General features: G+C 49.0%; 18 protein-coding genes, 3 tRNA genes and 2 pseudogenes. 13 read left to right on the top strand and 10 right to left on the bottom strand.

Annotation, left to right across the window (positions count from 1 at the left end):
- The 6 genes and pseudogenes from HEN33_RS16170 to holD all read right to left on the bottom strand — a co-directional run.
- Positions 1 to 248: pseudogene (locus tag HEN33_RS16170) on the bottom strand (hypothetical protein); the annotation flags it as partial.
- Positions 249 to 533: 285 nt separating this feature from the next.
- Positions 534 to 1,757 (bottom strand): tyrosine-type recombinase/integrase, encoded by a 1,224-nt coding sequence (locus HEN33_RS16165; RefSeq protein ID WP_001402824.1) that lies wholly within the window; start codon positions 1,755 to 1,757, stop codon positions 534 to 536.
- A gap of 226 nt (positions 1,758 to 1,983) precedes the next feature.
- Positions 1,984 to 2,052: pseudogene (locus HEN33_RS27110) on the bottom strand (hypothetical protein); the annotation flags it as partial.
- Positions 2,053 to 2,142: 90 nt separating this feature from the next.
- On the bottom strand, positions 2,143 to 2,820 hold the full coding sequence (gene yjjG, locus HEN33_RS16160; RefSeq protein ID WP_000870712.1) for a pyrimidine 5'-nucleotidase: 678 nt from the start codon (positions 2,818 to 2,820) through the stop codon (positions 2,143 to 2,145).
- Between the two features lie 14 nt (positions 2,821 to 2,834).
- Positions 2,835 to 3,281: a ribosomal protein S18-alanine N-acetyltransferase gene (gene rimI, locus HEN33_RS16155; RefSeq protein ID WP_001092449.1), complete on the bottom strand. Its 447-nt coding sequence runs from the start codon at positions 3,279 to 3,281 to the stop codon at positions 2,835 to 2,837.
- Positions 3,250 to 3,663 carry a DNA polymerase III subunit psi gene (holD, locus tag HEN33_RS16150; protein WP_176263214.1) on the bottom strand — a complete coding sequence of 138 codons (414 nt, stop codon included), beginning with the start codon at positions 3,661 to 3,663 and terminating at the stop codon, positions 3,250 to 3,252. Before holD ends, rimI begins: the two co-directional genes overlap by 32 nt.
- Before the next feature lie 102 nt (positions 3,664 to 3,765).
- Here holD and rsmC point away from each other — a divergent pair, with 102 nt between their 5' ends.
- From rsmC to HEN33_RS16130, 4 genes are all read left to right on the top strand, one after another.
- A complete protein-coding gene (gene rsmC, locus HEN33_RS16145; RefSeq protein WP_176263213.1) occupies positions 3,766 to 4,797 on the top strand; it encodes a 16S rRNA (guanine(1207)-N(2))-methyltransferase RsmC in 1,032 nt (343 codons plus the stop codon).
- Between the two features lie 300 nt (positions 4,798 to 5,097).
- Positions 5,098 to 5,184: transfer RNA gene (locus tag HEN33_RS16140), tRNA-Leu, on the top strand.
- A 28-nt stretch (positions 5,185 to 5,212) separates the two neighbouring features.
- Positions 5,213 to 5,299 (top strand) — tRNA-Leu (locus HEN33_RS16135).
- A gap of 34 nt (positions 5,300 to 5,333) precedes the next feature.
- Positions 5,334 to 5,420 (top strand) — tRNA-Leu (locus tag HEN33_RS16130).
- 38 nt (positions 5,421 to 5,458) lie between these two features.
- Here HEN33_RS16130 and HEN33_RS16125 read toward each other — a convergent pair.
- Positions 5,459 to 5,695, bottom strand: coding sequence for a DUF1435 domain-containing protein (locus HEN33_RS16125; protein WP_001382695.1), 237 nt, complete (start codon positions 5,693 to 5,695; stop codon positions 5,459 to 5,461).
- Between the two features lie 140 nt (positions 5,696 to 5,835).
- Between HEN33_RS16125 and fhuF the strand changes: the two genes are divergently transcribed.
- Complete coding sequence (gene fhuF / locus HEN33_RS16120; protein ID WP_176263212.1) at positions 5,836 to 6,624, top strand: siderophore-iron reductase FhuF; 789 nt, start codon at positions 5,836 to 5,838, stop codon at positions 6,622 to 6,624.
- 38 nt (positions 6,625 to 6,662) lie between these two features.
- On the opposite strand, the gene bglJ is transcribed toward fhuF, so the two are convergent.
- The gene (bglJ, locus tag HEN33_RS16115; protein WP_105278747.1) at positions 6,663 to 7,340 is read right to left on the bottom strand and encodes a DNA-binding transcriptional activator BglJ; all 678 of its coding nucleotides are present in this window, start codon (positions 7,338 to 7,340) and stop codon (positions 6,663 to 6,665) included.
- Complete coding sequence (locus HEN33_RS16110; protein WP_097505658.1) at positions 7,298 to 8,023, bottom strand: helix-turn-helix domain-containing protein; 726 nt, start codon at positions 8,021 to 8,023, stop codon at positions 7,298 to 7,300. The genes bglJ and HEN33_RS16110 overlap by 43 nt, the downstream gene beginning before the upstream one ends.
- A 618-nt stretch (positions 8,024 to 8,641) precedes the next feature.
- Here HEN33_RS16110 and HEN33_RS16105 point away from each other — a divergent pair.
- The 6 genes from HEN33_RS16105 (at position 8,642) to opgB (ending at position 14,351) form a co-directional block, all read left to right on the top strand.
- Positions 8,642 to 9,412 carry a threonine/serine exporter family protein gene (locus HEN33_RS16105; protein ID WP_105267163.1) on the top strand — a complete coding sequence of 257 codons (771 nt, stop codon included), beginning with the start codon at positions 8,642 to 8,644 and terminating at the stop codon, positions 9,410 to 9,412.
- Positions 9,403 to 9,876 (top strand): threonine/serine exporter, encoded by a 474-nt coding sequence (locus tag HEN33_RS16100; protein WP_000538188.1) that lies wholly within the window; start codon positions 9,403 to 9,405, stop codon positions 9,874 to 9,876. Before HEN33_RS16105 ends, HEN33_RS16100 begins: the two co-directional genes overlap by 10 nt.
- 107 nt (positions 9,877 to 9,983) lie before the next feature.
- Entirely contained in the window at positions 9,984 to 10,523 is a 540-nt protein-coding gene (dnaT, locus tag HEN33_RS16095) for a primosomal protein DnaT (RefSeq protein WP_000098814.1), read from the top strand.
- A 2-nt stretch (positions 10,524 to 10,525) separates the two neighbouring features.
- Entirely contained in the window at positions 10,526 to 11,263 is a 738-nt protein-coding gene (gene dnaC, locus HEN33_RS16090) for a DNA replication protein DnaC (RefSeq protein WP_000799911.1), read from the top strand.
- Positions 11,264 to 11,311: 48 nt separating this feature from the next.
- The gene (gene yjjA / locus HEN33_RS16085; RefSeq protein WP_077782364.1) at positions 11,312 to 11,806 is read left to right on the top strand and encodes a DUF2501 domain-containing protein YjjA; all 495 of its coding nucleotides are present in this window, start codon (positions 11,312 to 11,314) and stop codon (positions 11,804 to 11,806) included.
- A 253-nt stretch (positions 11,807 to 12,059) separates the two neighbouring features.
- Positions 12,060 to 14,351, top strand: a complete 2,292-nt coding sequence (gene opgB, locus HEN33_RS16080; protein ID WP_176262526.1) for a phosphatidylglycerol--membrane-oligosaccharide glycerophosphotransferase — start codon at positions 12,060 to 12,062, stop codon at positions 14,349 to 14,351.
- Between the two features lie 134 nt (positions 14,352 to 14,485).
- On the opposite strand, the gene lgoD is transcribed toward opgB, so the two are convergent.
- A complete protein-coding gene (lgoD, locus tag HEN33_RS16075) occupies positions 14,486 to 15,511 on the bottom strand; it encodes an L-galactonate oxidoreductase (protein ID WP_176262527.1) in 1,026 nt (341 codons plus the stop codon).
- Positions 15,512 to 15,649: 138 nt separating this feature from the next.
- Here lgoD and HEN33_RS16070 point away from each other — a divergent pair, with 138 nt between their 5' ends.
- Both HEN33_RS16070 and HEN33_RS16065 read left to right on the top strand, forming a co-directional pair.
- Entirely contained in the window at positions 15,650 to 16,564 is a 915-nt protein-coding gene (locus HEN33_RS16070; RefSeq protein WP_000091585.1) for a GntR family transcriptional regulator, read from the top strand.
- A gap of 214 nt (positions 16,565 to 16,778) precedes the next feature.
- Positions 16,779 to 18,140, top strand: a complete 1,362-nt coding sequence (locus HEN33_RS16065) for an MFS transporter (RefSeq protein WP_000410142.1) — start codon at positions 16,779 to 16,781, stop codon at positions 18,138 to 18,140.
- The last annotated feature ends 44 nt before the right edge of the window (positions 18,141 to 18,184 follow it).

Genomic DNA, 18,184 nt, shown 5'->3' with positions numbered 1-18,184 from the left:
TTATTAATGTTATTACAAATATTTTTTATTATATTCTCCCAACCAATAACATTCCGAAGATCTTTATCAAGCAACTGTAAGGCCACATATTGTTCTACAAAGCGGCCTTTTAAAGGTATTCGTGGTAATATTACACCTTTCTGCTTATAAATTCTTTCTATCGTATTATCTGGATATTGGATCTTCCTTATTTCTATTCCGTCTTCTTCTGATACCCTTACTAATGGTTCATTTTTTAACTTTGACATGTTAACCCTCTTAAATAAAAAACTAACTTTATCCAGATAGTGTCCGTTAAGAAGTTTTCGTTACAACTAAGTTTCTAGGTAAATCATGAATCGACCTATAGTATCAAAAACATTTGGTGGTAAACATCTGCATTTATCAAATGGCAGGAGCGATTTAGGGGCATAGGGATAGTGATGATATCGATACCCGCCCCCTCTTATGTCAACACAATGGCGTAAACTTAACGCTCACATCTCGCTCAAAGTGTGCTAGGAGATTTGGTTATGTTCAGGTGATACAAACCGTCAGTTTGAATCAGAGATAGTACAATTAACAATCGATTCAACCCTCTTCCACCATGCCAGGTAAGCTTTACGCTGTTCTTCTAGATAATCACTCTTATCATAAACTTGCCATACCCCTGGCAGCTTATGCCCAAGCATAATTTCTGCGATATGAGGCGCAGTAAGATCAGAAAAATTTGTTCGAGCTGTACGTCTCAAGTCATGAAGAGACCAATGAGGGAATTGATATCCTAAACACCGCCATGCGTACTGCATTAAATTGTAAGGCAGCGACTGCAATGATGTCCGACCAACGGGTTCCCTGCTTCCTTCCTTAGTAAAAAGCATATCGGAACCATTGTTCATAGAGATAGCGTACTTTATAAGCTCTTCAACCGGTTCAATAATGGGCCGCTTTAGCGGTTCGCCTGTTATCTCCCCAGTCTTATGTCGTTCTGGTGGTACAGTCCATACTTTATTAATGAAATCAAAATCGTCCACCCGGGCGGTAATTAGCTCTGAACTACGGCAACCAAAATGCAGCAATAGTTTAATGAAGGCCCGGTATTTAGGAACCATTCGAGAACCATCGATCGCAGCATAAAGGATTTTAATTTCATCATGTGTCAGAAACCGTTTCTTCTGACCTTTACGGATATCCATATCTTTACCCGTGATATCCGACAGCGGGCGAGTTTCAATGAGCTTTCTCTTATACGCCCAGACATGGGCCTGCTTTGCGTTAATTAGCAATCGGTCTGCTATTGCTGGAGTCTTAGTGCTAAGAGGCTCCAGGACTTCTAACCAATCATGCAATGTAGCTGCATCGTGAGGGATATTCCCGATTTTAGAGAACAGGTGCAGCTCAAACGAGCGAAGTATCTGTTCAGAACCTTTTTTATTTTTTACACAATATGCTTCATACCAAGCACGGATCACAGACTCTACCGTCATGGCTTCAGTAGCTTTTCGTTTTTCAGCCTGCTTGACCAATCGTGGATTACGGTTTGACTCGAGTTCACCACGAAGACGGATAACTTCTTCTCTGGCCTCTTTTAATCCAGTTGCCGGGTAAGTTCCGATATCAAGACGCTCACCTTTCCCTGCCCATTGATAACGATATTGGAACACTACGCGACCTTTCGGTGATACTCTGACAGACAGACCATCACGATCGGATTTAACCAAAACCTTATCACGTTCCTTTCCAACGACTGAACGCAACCACGCATCAGACAGCGCCATTACTCACCTTGTACAAATCGCAAAACACCTCTGCTGTTTTGTACATTATGTACAAGCATATGTACAGATTTTTGATGAAAGCAAGCTGATCGATTTAAAGTTACATGAAAGAGTTTTCAATTAAAGAAGCTACATAACCAAATGTATTTAAATGAGTTATATAACTCAACCTAAATTAACTGAAAGGATTTTGAAAGAGTAAAAGAGCTTTAATTTGGGCTTAATTATTGGGGTGAGAAATAATGGCAAAAGTGCGGCGCTTCGCCACCTCTTGCAAATAAGGAGACAACGTCATAATTCTTTCTTCTTGAGTAAGCGGCATCGCGCCGCGCTTGTTGAAAACGAAAAATTGCGGCTATTTTACCCATCAACGGGGGGGAGGCAATCAGTGTTTACACAGGAGCTGCTCCAGTTCGTGCAACGAAGAAACGGTCCAGGTAGGCGCGATGCCTTCTGGTTGCTCGCGATTGTGCGCATTCAGCCAGCAGGTCGCAAGCCCGGCGTTGATGCCACCGAGAATATCGGACTCGGCAGTGTCGCCAACCATCAGCACGCGTGAACGGTCAGGATTGCCCGCCTGTTCCAGCGCATAATCGAAAATTTTCTTATTCGGTTTGGCTACGCCAACTTCTTCGGAAATCACCAACAAATCGAAATAATCACGCAGGCCCGTGCGTTCCAGACGCACTTGCTGCAAGGCGCTAAAGCCGTTGGTGATGATGCCGATTTTGGCGTTGCCGCGAATGGCATTAAGCAGGGAAACCGCGCCCGGCAGCGGCGTGCAAATTTCCGCCATCGCATTAATGAAGGCCTCGTTGAGTTTACCTGGCTCGACGTTCAGCCGTTCGGCCCAGCTCTCAAAACGCCCGTGCTGAAGCTGTAATGAAGTGATCGCGCCGTTTTGATAATCTACCCACAGGGGCTTGTTAACGGCCTGATAGTCCTGAAAATCTTCAGCGGTAAAAGTGACGCTGTAATCAAGAAACATCCGCTGCAGGCCGGTGAACGAGTCAAAGGTAAACAGCGTTTCATCGGCATCAAAGAAAATCCAGTCCCACTTCATTATTCCACCTTGTCTTACATACTGATTGGTAACGCCATGATGATGGCGTCTTCGCGACCGTCCTTGGTGGGGTAGTAATTGCGGCGAATCGTCGCCTCGTTAAAGCCTAAACTTTCGTACAGGGCAATGGCGGCAGCGTTTGAGGCACGGACTTCCAGCCATAGCGTCGCCACACCGCGTTTTTCCAGTTCGTCGATCAGATGTTCCAGCAGCGCCCTTCCCAGCCCCTGACGCTGATAGTCGGGATCGACCGCAATATTGAACAATGTAGCTTCATCCAGCACCACTTGCGTAATCGCAAACGCCGCCATTTTGCCGTTTTGCGTTAACTGAAAGTTGAGATAACGCTCGCCCTGATTACTGGCAAAGGTTTTTTCACTCCACGGAAAGGCGTGGGCGCGTTGTTCAATGTGGAAAGCCGCTGGTAAATCAGTCGTTTCGAGGGAAGAAATCGTGTTCATATGTGCAAATTTGTTGCCATAACGCGGCGCGTGCCGTTGGGTTTGCCCGTAATTCGGTGATCGCCGGTGATGCCACCTGAGCGCCTTCCAGTGATAGCGGTTCGTCAGTACCCAACCGCCAGCTGTTGCAGCGACTGCCTTGCGGCAGCATCGCGATTTTTTCTGGCGTCAGTTGCAGCACCTGGTCGGGGCTGACGGTTAATGCACGCAGAACATCGCTCACTAAAGGATCGGTCAGGGCGGGAAGATCGTTTGCCACCATCACCAGACGGACGTGTGCCGGGATCGCAATGGCAATCTCCCCCTGCAACGCGCCAGGGCGACGCAGCGACCACTGGGTAATGCCCAGCTGCTGTAACTGCCAGTCTCGTCGGGATGTCATAGCGAATCGCTCCTGTTGTCAGGGGCGCAAATATAGCAAATTCGTCGATACCGCGCCAACATATGGCTATAATCGCCGCCAGTATCAATTGAGGAGCATTCCATGTCTGCATTTACCCCGGCAAGTGAAGTCTTGCTGCGTCACAGTGATGATTTCGAAAAAAGCCGTATTCTGTTTGCCGGAGACTTACAGGATGACCTGCCCGCGCGTTTAGATACCGCGGCCAGCCGTGCTCATACCCAGCAGTTCCACCACTGGCAGGTATTAAGCCGCCAGATGGGTGATAACGCCCGTTTTAGTCTGGTCGCCACAGCGGATGACGTCGCAGATTGCGATACTTTGATTTACTACTGGCCGAAGAACAAACCGGAAGCCCAGTTCCAGTTGATGAATTTACTTTCTCTGCTGCCGGTGGGAACGGATATTTTTGTCGTTGGCGAGAACCGAAGCGGCGTGCGCAGCGCCGAGCAGATGTTGGCAGATTATGCCCCGTTGAATAAGGTGGACAGCGCCCGTCGCTGTGGCCTCTATTTTGGTCGTCTGGAAAAGCAGCCGATGTTTGATGCCGATAAATTCTGGGGCGAATACAGCGTCGATGGCCTGACGGTCAAAACGTTGCCGGGCGTGTTTAGCCGCGACGGTCTGGATGTCGGTAGCCAGTTGCTGCTCTCGACGTTAACTCCGCACACGAAAGGTAAAGTGCTGGATGTCGGCTGTGGCGCGGGCGTGCTTTCGGTTGCCTTTGCACGCCACTCACCGAAGATTCGTCTCACGTTGTGCGATGTTTCTGCGCCAGCAGTTGAAGCCAGCCGCGCAACACTTGCGGCCAACGGTGTTGAAGGTGAAGTCTTTGCCAGTAACGTCTTTTCCGAGGTGAAAGGTCGTTTTGATATGATCATCTCCAACCCGCCGTTCCACGATGGGATGCAAACCAGCCTGGAGGCGGCGCAAACGCTGATTCGCGGCGCGGTGCGTCACCTTAACAGCGGCGGCGAGCTGCGAATTGTGGCGAACGCCTTCCTGCCTTACCCGGACGTGCTGGATGAGACATTTGGCTTCCATGAAGTGATCGCGCAAACCGGGCGCTTCAAGGTGTATCGCGCCATTATGACCCGCCAGGCGAAGAAAGGTTAAGTATCCCGCCGCAAGCCTTGCCGGATGCGGCGTGCTCGCCTTATACAACCTACAAAACCTGCAAGTTAGCCCTTCGTAGGCCAGATAAGACGCGCCCGCGTCGCATCTGGCATCTGCACCCAAATACCGTGTCGGATGCGGCGTGAACGCCTTATCCGACCTACAAAACCTGCACGTTAGTTTCCTGCTGGACATTTTTCCAGCAATTACACCTCCGTCGATAATTAACTATTGACGAAAAGCTGAAAACCACTAGAATGCGCCTCCGTGGTAGCAATTCTTTTTAAGAATTGATGGTATGCGAAGGTGGCGGAATTGGTAGACGCGCTAGCTTCAGGTGTTAGTGTCCTTACGGACGTGGGGGTTCAAGTCCCCCCCCTCGCACCAAAAACCACGTTGATATTGCTCGCACTGGGCGAAGGTGGCGGAATTGGTAGACGCGCTAGCTTCAGGTGTTAGTGTTCTTACGGACGTGGGGGTTCAAGTCCCCCCCCTCGCACCAAACGAGGCGATATCAAAAAAAGTAAGATGACTGTGCGAAGGTGGCGGAATTGGTAGACGCGCTAGCTTCAGGTGTTAGTGTCCTTACGGACGTGGGGGTTCAAGTCCCCCCCCTCGCACCAATTATCTTTACTTCCTTTCTTGTTTCTTCCCTGTTTTGTCATCCCTGATTCAAATTCATTATCATCAGCATGATGCCAGCAATAAGCGCCAGGCACGATGGTAGCAAAACGTAATGCCGTAACTGTTTGTGATACAGCATTACCGGCGTCAATACTAATCCCATCAGAATGACAATCCGCCACTGATCCGGCGATAAATCCGCATACATCAGCCCTGCAATCAGCAATCCCGGCAGCAACACTCCCCAGCCACTGCCCAGCATACGTTGCAACATGGTTTCATCTCTTTCATTGATAATGATAACCAATATCATATGATAATTTTTATCATTTGCAAGCCAGAGAAATCCCTTGCTATCGGGTAAACCCATCGTTAGGATTAGCAATCATTATCATTTAGATTACTATCCCGATTATGGCCTATCGTTCCGCACCGCTCTATGAAGATGTTATCTGGCGAACGCATCTCCAGCCGCAGGATGCTGGGCTTGCACAAGCCGTACGGGCGACGATCGCCGAACATCGTGAACATTTGCTCGAGTTTATCCGCCTGGATGAACCCGCTCCGCTTAACGCCATGACGCTGGCGCAATGGTCATCACCGAATACGCTAAGTTCTCTACTGGCGGTCTATTCCGATCATATCTACCGCAACCAACCCTTGATGATCCGCGAGAACAAACCGCTGATCTCACTATGGGCGCAATGGTATATCGGCCTGATGGTGCCACCATTAATGTTGGCGCTGCTGACGCAGGAAAAAGCATTAGATGTGTCGCCGGAACATTTCCACGTTGAGTTTCACGAAACCGGACGCGCCGCCTGTTTCTGGGTCGATGTGTGTGAAAGTAAAAACGCAACACCACATTCGCCGCAGCAGCGAATGGAAACGTTAATCAGCCAGGCGCTGGTTCCGGTTGTGCAGGCATTAGAAGCGACGGGAGAGATCAACGGCAAACTTATCTGGAGCAATACCGGTTATTTGATCAACTGGTATCTCACTGAGATGAAACAGCTGCTCGGCGAGGCGACGGTTGAATCGCTGCGCCATGCCCTCTTTTTTGAGAAAACGCTCACTACCGGTGAAGATAATCCACTCTGGCGTACCGTGGTGCTGCGCGACGGCCTGCTGGTGCGCCGCACTTGCTGCCAGCGTTATCGCTTGCCGGATGTGCAGCAATGTGGTGACTGTACGCTGAAATAGAAAAATTTGCCGGGGAAGTAAACCCGGCATTAAGCGTATTAATAGGGGTGCAACACGTTACTTGCTTCGCAATGACGCATACATAACAGAATGTCTGCGGCCTCCAACAACCCTGCATCAGAACTGACGCCCAGTTTCGACATTACATTAAATTTATGCGCGCGGATCGTTTTGATATTGCGTTTAAGCTGCTCGGCAATTTGTGTCATTGAGTAGCCACGCGACATAAAGCGCAATATTTCTCTCTCCGTCGGGCTTAGCGTCCGGCTTTGGTTAATATACCACTGATTGTTCAATCGGTCGGTCGCCTGACGCACACCATTTAATGACAAAAAGAGTTCCTGATGAAAAATCTCCAGCGTCGACGCTTTACTTAATACACCGTCCAGCGGTGATGGCGACAATGAACCAATCAGCCGAGCTTCAATATCATCATCCGCAATAACTAAACGGCGAGTACGCGGAAACTTAATCGCCAGTTCAGTCAGGCAAGATAATCCCTCTCTGCGTTTACTTCTCATGGCAGAAAAAGAAAAAATGACCGCCGCAAACGAGATCCGCGACATGGCATCCTGAAATGACTCCTGACTGGTATAGATATGGAGCTTATAAGGGTTACCTGCAAACCTTCTGAATAAACTCTCAATACCGATACTGCTCATGACGCATTTTTCTATGAGTGCGACATTTCTCTTCTTAATTCGGCTGTGTTCCATTCTGCGGCATCTCCATAAACAGAAGGCAAGTTAAGTTCTCTTGCACCCTGCGCGCTATTTATCCATGCATACATTTCAGCGTTGCTGTGAATTGCCAGTCGACGCATCGCACTGTTTTTTTGGGCGCTGATAGTTTTATTACTTTTCTTAAGCAATGAAGCTATCTGGTTGATGCCCCATCCTTTACCTAATAGCCGCAGCACTTTGCGCTCTGAAAGAGTGAGAATGACGGAGCGATAGCTAAAATCATGAGTTTCAGTCATTGCCGGAGAGGTCAGCATGGCGCTGATACGCTCTGCGTGCGTATTGCCAGAACGCACGGTCTTGACCAGATTCTCAATGGGTTCAACATCAGACAATAATGTCGCCGTAGGGCACATGAGCAGTTCTACCGCCTGGGAATACCAGGAGCGTGACACCATGAAAACCCAGTGAATTTCCCGATATTGTGAGATTAAAGAATAATAATGCTCACAAACAGAACGTGGATCTTCACTTTCACCGGCTAAATCTGCAATAACTAATCCGGAACGACGTAATTGTAATAAGGTAAGGTCCTCCGCAGAGGCGCTGGATATTATTTTATATTCAGGGAAGTGAGTCCTCATGACCTCTTTTAATCCTGCTTGCATAACAGGTATTTTACTGATAACAATTCCATTTTTGCAGCATCCTGGCAACATATTTCCTCCACATCCACTGTCTAAAAATCATGATGGTCTATTCAGGATATTCATTCCTTAAATGTTTCCAGCAAATTAATAGATTAAGCGAATAAATTATCCTTTGCATTCACTTTCATATCAGCATACTCCTGCTGCACAATAACTCCACTGCATGTGTCAGAAGGTTAGCATCAAATGATAACCTGGTGAAATAGCCTGGAGACATTTAAAATATCTACATTAAGTTGTTAGAAATACTTAATGAAAAACAGAATCCTCATTCATTTAATTTATAATTAACTGATATCCCTTCCCGCAGGAAGCAAAATCACACAATCAATATTTATTCAATAAAATCTGATAGTTTTAACTTGTTAAAATTAAAAAACGCGCCCAGTTATCTTTTATCCTGATTCGTAAGGGCTAAACAATAAATTCATTATAGTGATAATATTCATGCGATAATTTGTTTGCGGCGAGAGATAATTCGCTTTTTAACACCGAGCTTCTCCCGATAACCAGGATTAATCAGCGCAATTTTGATCTTAACCTGCCGCAAAACAACCGCGCTTCATGATACAAATAGATTCTCATTATCTGAACAATACGCAGCACGTCTATGACAAAGGGCGAGTTATGCAAACTGAGCAACAGCGAGCCGTAACACGGCTTTGTATCCAGTGCGGATTATTTCTTTTGCAACATGGTGCGGAAAGCGCGTTGGTTGATGAACTTTCCTCACGACTGGGTCGGGCGCTGGGAATGGACAGCGTCGAAAGTTCTATCTCTTCGAACGCCATCGTGCTGACAACCATTAAAGATGGGCAATGCCTGACATCGACACGTAAAAATCACGATCGCGGCATTAATATGCATGTGGTGACTGAAGTCCAGCACATTGTGATTCTGGCGGAGCATCATCTGCTGGATTACAAAGGCGTAGAGAAAAGATTTAGCCAAATTCGGCCATTACGTTACCCGCGATGGCTGGTAGCCTTGATGGTCGGCCTTTCTTGCGCCTGTTTCTGTAAACTCAATAACGGTGGCTGGGACGGTGCCGTCATCACCTTCTTTGCCAGTACGGTCGCAATGTATATCCGCCAGCTGCTGGCACAACGTCATCTTCATCCACAGATCAACTTTTGCCTCACCGCTTTCGCCGCCACCACCATTTCCGGTTTGCTTTTGCAACTTCCCACTTTCAGCAATACACCCACCATCGCGATGGCCGCCAGCGTTCTGCTGCTGGTGCCGGGCTTTCCGTTGATTAATGCCGTCGCCGATATGTTTAAAGGCCACATCAATACCGGACTGGCACGCTGGGCGATCGCCAGTCTGCTGACACTGGCTACCTGCGTCGGCGTGGTGATGGCACTGACGATTTGGGGGCTACGCGGATGGGTGTGATCGAATTTCTGTTAGCGTTGGCGCAGGATATGATCCTCGCCGCCATTCCAGCGGTCGGCTTTGCGATGGTGTTCAACGTTCCCGTTCGGGCGTTACGCTGGTGTGCGCTGCTTGGTGCGATAGGTCATGGTTCCCGAATGATCTTAATGACCAGCGGGCTGAATATTGAATGGTCAACCTTTATGGCCTCTATGCTGGTCGGCACCATTGGTATTCAATGGTCGCGCTGGTATTTGGCACATCCGAAAGTGTTTACCGTGGCGGCTGTTATCCCCATGTTTCCGGGCATCTCTGCTTATACTGCAATGATTTCGGCGGTAAAAATCAGCCAGCTAGGTTACAGCGAACCGTTGATGATTACCCTGTTAACCAACTTTCTTACAGCTTCATCGATTGTTGGTGCATTATCCATCGGCCTTTCCATTCCTGGATTATGGTTGTACCGCAAACGCCCTCGCGTATAAAATTGCCTCACTTAAAGCACGCGGATGAGAGACAGCCTCCTCTCCTCCGTGTGTTACTATAAAAGTTATCTCCCTTCTTGTTCATCGTTCCATATTTGAGAAACAGTATGTCTTCCAGAGTTTTGACCCCGGACGTCGTTGGTATTGACGCCCTGGTACACGATCACCAAACCGTTCTGGCAAAAGCTGAAGGCGGTGTGGTTGCCGTATTTGCTAACAATGCCCCGGCGTTTTATGCCGTCACGCCTGCGCGCCTGGCTGAACTGCTGGCGCTGGAAGAAAAGCTGGCGCGTCCAGGAAGCGATGTCGCTTTGGACGATCAACTCTATCAGGAACCGCAAGCCGCTCCCGTTGCTGTACCCATGGGGAAATTCGCCATGTATCCGGACTGGCAACCCGATGCCGACTTTATCCGCCTGGCGGCGCTATGGGGCGTGGCGCTAAAAGAGCCGGTGACCACCGAAGAACTGGCCTCATTCATTGCCTACTGGCAGGCGGAAGGTAAAGTCTTTCACCATGTACAGTGGCAACAAAAACTGGCGCGCAGCCTGCAAATCGGCCGTGCCAGCAACGGCGGACTGCCGAAACGAGATGTGAATACGGTCAGCGAACCTGACAGCCAAATTCCACCAGGATTCAGAGGGTAACGATGAAAAACGTTGGCGACCTGATGCAACGCCTGCAAAAAATGATGCCTGCCCATATCAAACCTGCGTTTAAAACGGGTGAAGAACTGCTGGCCTGGCAGAAAGAACAAGGGGCGATCCGCTCCGCCGCTCTCGAACGTGAAAATCGGGCGATGAAAATGCAGCGCACCTTTAACCGCTCCGGTATTCGTCCACTGCATCAGAACTGCTCCTTTGAGAACTATCGCGTTGAGTGTGAAGGGCAGATGAATGCGTTAAGCAAAGCACGCCAGTATGTCGAAGAGTTTGACGGCAACATCGCCAGCTTCATCTTTTCTGGCAAGCCAGGAACCGGCAAAAACCATCTGGCGGCGGCAATCTGCAACGAGCTACTGCTACGCGGTAAATCCGTATTGATCATCACCGTGGCCGATATTATGTCGGCGATGAAAGATACCTTCAGGAATAGCGGTACCAGCGAAGAACAACTGCTTAACGATCTGAGCAACGTTGATCTGCTGGTGATCGATGAGATCGGTGTGCAGACCGAATCTAAATACGAAAAAGTGATCATCAACCAGATCGTCGATCGCCGCTCTTCTTCCAAACGCCCAACCGGGATGCTGACCAACAGTAATATGGAAGAGATGACCAAGTTGCTGGGCGAACGCGTGATGGACCGTATGCGTCTGGGCAACAGTTTGTGGGTGATCTTCAACTGGGATAGCTACCGTAGCCGGGTAACGGGTAAAGAGTATTAATCCCCGTTTCTGGCGGTATACTGCGACACAATTCCACATTGAGTAATAATGATGAAAACTGTTAAACACCTTCTGTGCTGTGCCCTTGCCGCCAGCGCATTAATTTCCACCGGGGTGCATGCTGCATCCTGGAAAGATGCGCTCTCCAGCGCCGCCAGCGAACTTGGCAACCAAAACAGCACGACACAAGAAGGCGGTTGGTCGCTCGCTTCATTAACTAGCTTGCTTAGCAGCGGGAACCAGGCCTTAAGCGCAGATAACATGAACAATGCCGCAGGCATACTGCAATACTGCGCCAAGCAAAAGCTAGCTTCGGTAACCGATGCCGAAAACATCAAGAACCAGGTGCTGGAAAAGCTGGGCCTGAACAGTGAAGAGCAAAAAGAAGACACCAACTATCTGGATGGCATTCAGGGTTTGCTGAAAACCAAAGATGGTCAGCAACTCAATCTGGATAACATCGGAACGACTCCGCTGGCAGAAAAGGTGAAAACCAAAGCCTGCGATCTGGTGTTAAAGCAAGGGCTAAACTTCATTTCCTGATCCGCGAAACGCCGCGTTTTAGCTGTTACCCGGCTGACGCGGCTCTCTCCTGCCCTTTTCCCTGCTCCTGGACGGTTTTCCCCCTGTTACACGGGAAGCGACCGTAATCAAAAAAGTCTGTTTATAAACTAATTCCTAACAACATCGCATTTTTTTGACACTAGAATTGCAGCAATATGGCGACGCCATTACATTGTGCTTCTCAAAAAGCTTAAACGTTGGCTAAACGGCCCGGTTTAGTGAGGATCGCCCGTTGTCAGAACTACTCTCTTTCGCCCTTTTTCTCGCCTCTGTGCTGATTTACGCATGGAAAGCGGGACGTAACACCTGGTGGTTTGCAGCCACGTTAACGGTGCTGGGGCTATTTGTCGTTTTAAATATCACCCTGTTTGCCAGCGACTATTTTACTGGTGATGGTATTAACGACGCGGTTCTCTATACCTTAACCAACAGCCTGACCGGTGCTGGCGTCAGCAAATACATTCTTCCGGGTATCGGCATTGTGCTGGGGCTGACGGCGATGTTCGGTGCTCTGGGCTGGATCCTGCGCCGTCGTCGTCATCATCCGCACCATTTTGGTTACAGCCTGCTGGCACTCTTACTGGCGCTGGGTTCAGTGGACGCCAGCCCGGCTTTTCGTCAGATAACGGAACTGGTGAAATCCCAGTCACGCGACGGCGACCCGGACTTTGCGGCTTATTATAAAGAGCCGTCGAAAACTATCCCTGACCCGAAACTCAACCTGGTTTATATCTACGGCGAAAGTCTCGAGCGGACCTATTTTGATAACGAGGCTTTCCCGGATCTCACACCTGAACTGGGCGCGTTGAAAAATGAAGGCCTGGATTTCAGCCACACGCAGCAGCTGCCAGGAACGGATTACACGATTGCGGGCATGGTGGCTTCTCAGTGCGGCATTCCGCTGTTTGCTCCCTTTGAAGGCAACGCCTCCGCTTCTGTTTCCAGCTTCTTCCCACAGAACATCTGCCTGGGCGATATCCTGAAGAACTCGGGTTATCAGAACTATTTCGTGCAGGGCGCGAATCTGCGTTTTGCCGGTAAAGATGTGTTCCTGAAATCGCACGGCTTCGACCATTTATATGGCTCAGAAGAGCTGAAAAGCGTGGTGGCAGACCCACACTATCGCAACGACTGGGGATTCTACGACGATACCGTGCTGGATGAAGCGTGGAAAAAGTTTGAAGAGCTTTCCCGCTCTGGTCAGCGATTCTCACTGTTTACCCTGACAGTCGATACCCATCACCCGGATGGTTTTATCTCGCGCACCTGTAACCGCAAAAAATATGATTTTGACGGTAAGCCGAATCAGTCATTCAGCGCGGTAAGTTGCAGCCAGGAGAACATCGCGACGTTTATCAACAAAATCAAAGCGTCACCGTGGTTTAAAGATACTGTCATCGTCGTCTCTTCTGACCATTTAGCGATGAACAACACGGCGTGGAAATACCTCAATAAACAGGATCGCAATAACCTGTTTTTTGTCATCCGTGGCGACAAGCCGCAGCAAGAGACGCTGGCGGTGAAGCGTAACACGATGGATAACGGCGCGACGGTGCTGGATATTCTCGGTGGCGATAACTATCTCGGACTTGGTCGTAGCAGTTTATCCGGGCAGTCGATGTCGGAAATCTTCCTCAATATCAAAGAGAAAACATTGGCGTGGAAGCCAGATATCATCCGCCTGTGGAAATTCCCTAAAGAGATGAAAGAGTTCACCATCGACCAGCAGAAAAACATGATTGCCTTCTCGGGTAGCCATTTCCGTTTGCCGCTGCTGTTGCGGGTTTCAGACAAGCGCGTGGAACCGCTGCCGGAAAGTGAATACTCAGCACCGCTGCGTTTCCAGTTGGCCGATTTTGCTCCACGCGACAATTTCGTCTGGGTTGACCGTTGCTATAAGATGGCACAACTCTGGGCTCCGGAACTGGCACTTTCCACCGACTGGTGTGTCTCGCAAGGGCAGCTTGGCGGTCAGCAAATTGTCCAGCATGTTGATAAAACAACATGGAAGGGCAAAACGGCATTTAAAGATACGGTCATCGACATGGCGCGTTACAAAGGCAATGTCGATACGCTGAAGATTGTTGATAACGATATTCGCTACAAAGCCGACAGTTTCATCTTTAACGTCGCCGGTGCGCCAGAAGAGGTGAAACAGTTTAGCGGGATTTCTCGTCCGGAGTCGTGGGGCCGCTGGTCCAACGCACAGCTGGGCGACGAAGTAAAAATCGAGTACAAGCATCCGCTGCCGAAGAAATTTGACCTGGTGATTACCGCCAAAGCATACGGCAATAACGCCAGCCGTCCTATTCCGGTACGCGTAGGCAATGAAGAACAAACCCTTGTGCTGGGCAATGAAGTAACCACCACCACGCTGCATTTCGATAACCCAACCGATGCCAACACGCTGGTAATTGTGCCGCCGGAACCTGTCTCAACCAACGAAGGGAATATCCTCGGACACTCGCCGCGTAAGCTTGGTATCGGCATGGTGGAAATTAAAGTGGTGGAACGTGAAGGGTAATTCCTGACTGATTTGTAGGTCGCATAAGGTGCGACCTACACACCTTCTCCGGCTCACAACACATTATTAAGAAACAAAAAAAACAGCGCCCAACACTTCCCCGGACGCTGCATGGCAACTTTAATAATCTCGCCTTATAAGAAAGTAATTACACCCTTAATCAACTCACGATTGTTAATCACATCGCGCTCATAGGTTTCTGCCAGCGTGGCGAACGGATAGCGATGGGTTAACATCATGTCGGCAGTGATTTTTCCTTCCGCCATCAGTCGACCGACTTTAGCGAAATCTTCCGGCGTGGCGTTGCGGCTGCCCATCATCGTCGTTTCTTTTTTATGGAATTCCGGATCGGAGAACTGCAACTCACCTTTAAACAGACCGACAAACACCACCGTGCCGCCGTGACGAATCAGATTTACGGTGTTATTCATCGCATGTTGATTACCTGTCGCGTCGATCACTTTCTGCGCCAGCGAACCACCAAACTGCGCCCGCAGCTGCGCGTCAAAATCTTCGGCTGACGGGTCCAGCACGGGCAACTCCAGACGCGTTGCCACATGTTCTCGGCGTGCCGGACTGGTATCCGCCACCACCACCTGTGCGCCATCAGCTTTAGCGATTGCCGCCGCGCCCAGACCGATTGGCCCCGCCCCGACCACCAGCATCTGCTCGCCGGGAGCAATGGCTGCACGACGCACCGCATGTGCGCTAATAGCGAAAGGTTCAATCAATGCTGCCGCCTGCGGGTCAATACCGTCTGCGGGCAAAATGTTCGCCACCGGCACGCTCAAATACTCACTAAAACCACCATCCTGATGCACACCAATAACTGAAATTTTTTCACAGCAATTGGTGCGACCGCTTTTACATGCCGGGCATTGCTGACAGGCAACATAAGGGATCACAGCAACTTGCTGACCATTTTTAAGATCAGCAATATTTTTACCCAGCCCAACAATCTCCCCACATATTTCATGGCCTAAAACGCGTGGATAACTAAAAAATGGTTGATTTCCACCCCAGGCATGAATATCGGTACCGCAAATCCCGACAGACTTAATTTTTATTAATGCTTCATTGTCACCCGGAATAGGTATCTCGCGTTGTTTCCAGACTAATTCTTTCGGCTGCTGGCAAATTAAAACATTCATCGTAGACATGATTCGGCTCTCCATTTTTTGTTGCCTTAGATATCAATGAAAATGAAAAATGGCAGCGGAACGGAAAATCTGTTTTGTGAAAACACACGCATAAAAATGTTTTAAATCGGGTTTTAATGGACTCACAAGGAGGAAAATATGAGTCGCTCACAAAATTTACGCCACAATGTGATTAACCAGGTCATTGATGATATGTCGCGGGGTCACATCCCTTCCCCACTTCCATCGCAAAGTGCGCTGGCGGAAATGTACAACATCAGCCGCACCACAGTGCGTCATATTCTCAGCCACTTACGCGAATGCGGCGTCTTGACGCAGGTTGGAAACGACTATGTTATTGCGCGTAAACCTGACCATGATGACGGTTTCGCCTGTACTACCGCTTCAATGAGTGAACAAAACAAAGTGTTTGAGCAGGCTTTTTTTACGATGATAAACCAGCGTCAGTTACGCCCTGGGGAAACTTTTTCTGAACTGCAACTGGCGCGGGCCGCGGGTGTCAGCCCGGTAGTTGTAAGAGAATATCTTTTAAAATTCGGTCGTTATAATCTTATTCAGAGCGAAAAGCGCGGCCAGTGGAGCATGAAGCAATTCGATCAATCCTACGCCGAGCAGCTATTCGAGCTACGCGAAATGCTCGAAACTCATTCACTTCAGCACTTTCTCAACCTGCCTGATCATGATCCCCGCTGGCTGCAGGCGAAAACCATGCTCGAACGTCATCGACTACTGCGTGACAACATCGGCAATAGCTTTCGCATGTTCTCGCAACTTGACAGAGATTTTCACTCCTTACTGCTTTCAGCTGCCGACAATATCTTTTTTGATCAATCGCTTGAGATCATCTCAGTCATCTTTCATTTTCACTATCAATGGGACGAAAGCGATCTTAAACAGCGCAATATCATTGCCGTCGATGAGCATATGACCATTCTCAGCGCTCTGATTTGCCGCAGTGACCTGGATGCCACCCTTGCGCTCCGTAACCATTTGAATTCAGCTAAACAATCAATGATTCGATCCATTAATGAGAACACGCGTTATGCTCATTAAGTACGGATTAAAAACAGCAAACTATTAGCGGGTGCACGGTTTTATCAAAAGATAAATACCGGAAAATTCCCGCTTACCTATGCTCACAATCAGTCGACTAAAAATGTTTTTGTGAGCGGTAGTAAAGTCCTAAAACTTTTACCTGCCGTTAATGTCAACCTTGCGTAATGCACAATTACGTAAACAATTAAAATTATAAATACAGGAGTCCGGCGTGGAAAAAGAAAATATCACCCTCGATCCGCGTTCTTCATTTACTCCATCTTCGTCGGCAGATATTCCCGTGCCACCAGATGGATTAGTTCAACGCAGTACCCGAATTAAACGCATTCAAACCACCGCCATGTTGTTATTATTTTTTGCGGCGGTAATCAATTATCTCGACCGCAGTTCACTGTCGGTAGCAAATTTAACGATTCGTGAAGAATTGGGATTAAGTGCCACCGAAATCGGCGCTTTGCTCTCCGTGTTTTCACTCGCTTACGGGATTGCGCAACTTCCTTGCGGCCCACTATTGGATCGTAAAGGCCCGCGCCTGATGCTGGGACTGGGGATGTTCTTCTGGTCACTGTTCCAGGCAATGTCTGGCATGGTGCACAGCTTTACGCAGTTCGTGTTGGTGCGTATCGGTATGGGGATTGGTGAAGCGCCGATGAACCCATGCGGTGTAAAAGTCATTAACGACTGGTTCAACATCAAAGAGCGCGGACGCCCGATGGGCTTCTTCAACGCAGCTTCTACCATTGGCGTTGCCGTAAGCCCACCGATTCTGGCGGCGATGATGCTGGTGATGGGCTGGCGCGGGATGTTTATTACCATTGGTGTGTTGGGTATTTTTCTCGCCATCGGTTGGTATATGCTCTATCGCAACCGCGAGCACGTTGAACTGACTGCCGTTGAACAAGCCTATCTCAATGCCGGTAGCGTCAATGCCCGCCGTGATCCACTCAGTTTTGCTGAATGGCGCAGCCTGTTCCGTAACCGCACAATGTGGGGAATGATGCTCGGATTCAGTGGCATCAATTACACTGCGTGGCTGTATCTGGCCTGGCTTCCTGGTTACCTGCAAACAGCCTATAACCTGGATTTAAAAAGCACCGGGTTGATGGCGGCTATCCCTTTCCTGTTTGGGGCTGCCGGGATGCTGGTCAATGGTTACGTTACCGACTGGCTGGTCAAAGGAGGAATGGCTCCGATTAAAAGCCGTAAGATCTGCATTATTGCCGGGATGTTCTGTTCTGCCGCCTTTACACTGATAGTACCGCAAGCGACAACATCCATGACGGCGGTTCTGCTGATTGGCATGGCACTGTTCTGCATTCACTTTGCTGGAACATCCTGCTGGGGATTGATCCACGTCGCTGTCGCTTCTCGCATGACTGCATCGGTGGGCAGTATCCAGAACTTTGCCAGCTTCATCTGCGCTTCTTTCGCGCCGATCATTACTGGTTTTATTGTCGATACCACCCACTCATTCCGTCTGGCGCTAATCATCTGCGGTTGCGTCACCGCGGCGGGTGCACTGGCATACATCTTCCTGGTTCGTCAGCCGATCAACGACCCACGTAAAGATTAATTTCCCTATGCCCGATAACATTTTGCTTATCGGGCATTTTTATG

The sequence above is a fragment of the Escherichia sp. 94.0001 genome, assembly GCF_013369155.2.
In the GTDB taxonomy this organism is placed as follows: Bacteria; Pseudomonadota; Gammaproteobacteria; order Enterobacterales; family Enterobacteriaceae; genus Escherichia; species Escherichia coli_F.
Note: the sequence above shows the minus strand (reverse complement) of the source record. Positions and strands in the feature narration are given on the sequence as shown.

What these genes read in the sequence shown, in the direction of transcription:
- HEN33_RS16165 (WP_001402824.1), bottom strand. Translation starts at nt 1,757, where the DNA reads ATGGCGCTGTCTGATGCGTGGTTGCGTTCAGTCGTTGGAAAGGAACGT.
- yjjG (WP_000870712.1), bottom strand. Translation starts at nt 2,820, where the DNA reads ATGAAGTGGGACTGGATTTTCTTTGATGCCGATGAAACGCTGTTTACC.
- rimI (WP_001092449.1), bottom strand. Translation starts at nt 3,281, where the DNA reads ATGAACACGATTTCTTCCCTCGAAACGACTGATTTACCAGCGGCTTTC.
- holD (WP_176263214.1), bottom strand. Translation starts at nt 3,663, where the DNA reads ATGACATCCCGACGAGACTGGCAGTTACAGCAGCTGGGCATTACCCAG.
- rsmC (WP_176263213.1), top strand. Translation starts at nt 3,766, where the DNA reads ATGTCTGCATTTACCCCGGCAAGTGAAGTCTTGCTGCGTCACAGTGAT.
- HEN33_RS16125 (WP_001382695.1), bottom strand. Translation starts at nt 5,695, where the DNA reads ATGTTGCAACGTATGCTGGGCAGTGGCTGGGGAGTGTTGCTGCCGGGA.
- fhuF (WP_176263212.1), top strand. Translation starts at nt 5,836, where the DNA reads ATGGCCTATCGTTCCGCACCGCTCTATGAAGATGTTATCTGGCGAACG.
- bglJ (WP_105278747.1), bottom strand. Translation starts at nt 7,340, where the DNA reads ATGGAACACAGCCGAATTAAGAAGAGAAATGTCGCACTCATAGAAAAA.
- HEN33_RS16110 (WP_097505658.1), bottom strand. Translation starts at nt 8,023, where the DNA reads ATGTTGCCAGGATGCTGCAAAAATGGAATTGTTATCAGTAAAATACCT.
- HEN33_RS16105 (WP_105267163.1), top strand. Translation starts at nt 8,642, where the DNA reads ATGCAAACTGAGCAACAGCGAGCCGTAACACGGCTTTGTATCCAGTGC.
- HEN33_RS16100 (WP_000538188.1), top strand. Translation starts at nt 9,403, where the DNA reads ATGGGTGTGATCGAATTTCTGTTAGCGTTGGCGCAGGATATGATCCTC.
- dnaT (WP_000098814.1), top strand. Translation starts at nt 9,984, where the DNA reads ATGTCTTCCAGAGTTTTGACCCCGGACGTCGTTGGTATTGACGCCCTG.
- dnaC (WP_000799911.1), top strand. Translation starts at nt 10,526, where the DNA reads ATGAAAAACGTTGGCGACCTGATGCAACGCCTGCAAAAAATGATGCCT.
- yjjA (WP_077782364.1), top strand. Translation starts at nt 11,312, where the DNA reads ATGATGAAAACTGTTAAACACCTTCTGTGCTGTGCCCTTGCCGCCAGC.
- lgoD (WP_176262527.1), bottom strand. Translation starts at nt 15,511, where the DNA reads ATGTCTACGATGAATGTTTTAATTTGCCAGCAGCCGAAAGAATTAGTC.
- HEN33_RS16070 (WP_000091585.1), top strand. Translation starts at nt 15,650, where the DNA reads ATGAGTCGCTCACAAAATTTACGCCACAATGTGATTAACCAGGTCATT.